This is a genomic window from Photorhabdus kayaii, assembly GCF_025384895.1.
In the GTDB taxonomy this organism is placed as follows: Bacteria; Pseudomonadota; Gammaproteobacteria; order Enterobacterales; family Enterobacteriaceae; genus Photorhabdus; species Photorhabdus kayaii.
The window spans coordinates 1-1,775 of sequence record NZ_JAJAFZ010000165.1 but is presented as its reverse complement, the minus strand read 5'-3'; the positions used below and the strand labels follow the sequence as shown (position 1 = coordinate 1,775).

Annotated in this window: 4 protein-coding genes; 1 reads left to right on the top strand and 3 read right to left on the bottom strand. The window is 63.5% G+C overall.

The annotated features are described in order from the left end of the window. Positions 1 to 235 (top strand): hypothetical protein (locus LGZ98_RS23610; RefSeq protein ID WP_262978716.1); only part of this gene is annotated, 235 nt, incomplete at its 5' end. Positions 236 to 606: 371 nt separating this feature from the next. Here LGZ98_RS23610 and LGZ98_RS23605 read toward each other — a convergent pair. From LGZ98_RS23605 to tssK, 3 genes are all read right to left on the bottom strand, one after another. Continuing rightward, on the bottom strand, positions 607 to 807 hold the full coding sequence (locus LGZ98_RS23605; RefSeq protein ID WP_262978715.1) for a hypothetical protein: 201 nt from the start codon (positions 805 to 807) through the stop codon (positions 607 to 609). Between the two features lie 7 nt (positions 808 to 814). Next, a complete protein-coding gene (tssL, locus tag LGZ98_RS23600; protein WP_262978714.1) occupies positions 815 to 1,477 on the bottom strand; it encodes a type VI secretion system protein TssL, short form in 663 nt (220 codons plus the stop codon). Further along, on the bottom strand, positions 1,474 to 1,775 hold a 302-nt coding region (gene tssK, locus LGZ98_RS23595; protein WP_262978713.1), incomplete at its 5' end, for a type VI secretion system baseplate subunit TssK. The genes tssL and tssK, both read right to left, overlap by 4 nt.

Genomic DNA, 1,775 nt, shown 5'->3' with positions numbered 1-1,775 from the left:
CCGGGTAACCGCTGCGGTAATGCCGGGACAAAGGTCAGCGCCATCGCCTGAGGCGGACACGGCGGCAGGCCGTCTTCGGGGGCCAGGCAAGCGGGTAATACGCACGCCCGCATCCAGTCAGCCCAGCCGGTCAGCTCAACCCCACACTGAAAACGGGCGCTCTGTTCCGCCACGCTGCCCTCGCCCAGCCAATCCGCCAGCGGCTGGCCTGAGACGCCCTTGCGCCAGACCGTGACGGTGTTCTGACCGGCCTGCCACGCAAACCACGGGGGATCAGGACGCTGGGACGCCCCGGCTAAGTAACCGGTCAGCACTAGCGGTAACGGGATACCCTGGCGACGACGCGCCTGAGAAAGCTGCCAGCGCAGTTCCCGTATCCAACCCGCCAGGGCCGTCTCATCCCGGTATTGTTGCGGGTTGATAACGGCCATCACGCTCAACTGGCCGCCCCAGGCGGGCCGGGCAGCCAGCAGGCTTGCCACCCCATCAGACAACGCGGTCCCTGAGGGTAAACATAGCCAGTAGCCCTGCGGCGTCTGACGCCCCCGTTCATCACCAAACAGGCCGTCCTGGACGTGACCGCAAACCAGCACCACCGGGCGACGATCACCGTCCGGCGGCAGCCCTGCCGACAGGCAGTCGAGCTGTTCCCGTCGCCGGGATCGCCCGGTATAAAACAGTCCGACCGGCGTGAAGAGCAGGATAATAGCGCCCCCCACCCATCGGCCCGCCGGCGATAAGGGGAGCCAGACCAGACAGAGCAGCAGCGCTAACCCGGCGGCCCATCCCCATAGCGCCCGTCGCCACATCGCGCTCATTGCGCCCACCCCGGCAGCAGCGTGATCAGATACTGCCCCAACCCCCACCAGACACCGGTCAGCGCGATTATCGTCATGATTAGCGGACCGCCAATGGAACGCAGCCCGGCACAAGACGGTAAGGCCCCGACCCGCACCGGCGAAGGCTGAACACGGTCGAAAGGCAAGAGGTGTTGGCTTAAGCGGGTTATCAGTTGCTCACGTATCAATGACGTGTCCTCCCGGTAATCCCCCTGGAATCCCAGCAGCAACACCCGGTGAAAACAGGTCAGGACCGTCCGATCGGGTGCCGGTTCATCCAGCACCGCCCGTATCCGCTCATATAACCGGTTGCCCGCTTCGGCGGTACCAAAGAAATGGGCCTGCAACGAGGTGGCGCGCCAGGCCGCATAGCCCTCGTCCGGTGCCCGTTTTAAGACGGTTTCATCCAACAGCGCGCACAAAGCATAACGGATGTGTTCCCTTGCGGCGTCACTGACACCGGCAGCAGACAGCGCCTCCTGCGTCTGTTCTATCTCGTCGATACAGTGTTGCCAGACCGCGCTCCCCTGATCCACCCGCACGCCCCGGCACAGGGCTATCACCAGCAGATAGCTGTTCTGCAACAGGGCATCAATATCCGGTCGCGATGTTTTAGTGCGTAAGTGTGATCGATTCATGTCCTCAGCACCGCAAACAGTTCAAGCTGAATATCGCCCAGGATATCGGGCACATAGAAAGCACAGGTTCCCGCCGCCAGCATGGCTTTCGCGGACGGATGGGTCAGGTCGAGGGCAAAATACTGGTTCTCCAGCCGCAGGGGGACCGCCGCCGGCACATGAGGCATTGCCACCAGCGGGATCCCGGTCAGCGCCCGGTTAATCATCTGGTTCACCTCATCCGGCGCCCCGGCTTTACACAACAGCGGGAACCGGGTCTGCCACTGATGCGCCGGGACGGAAGACCGGACGGAAAGAT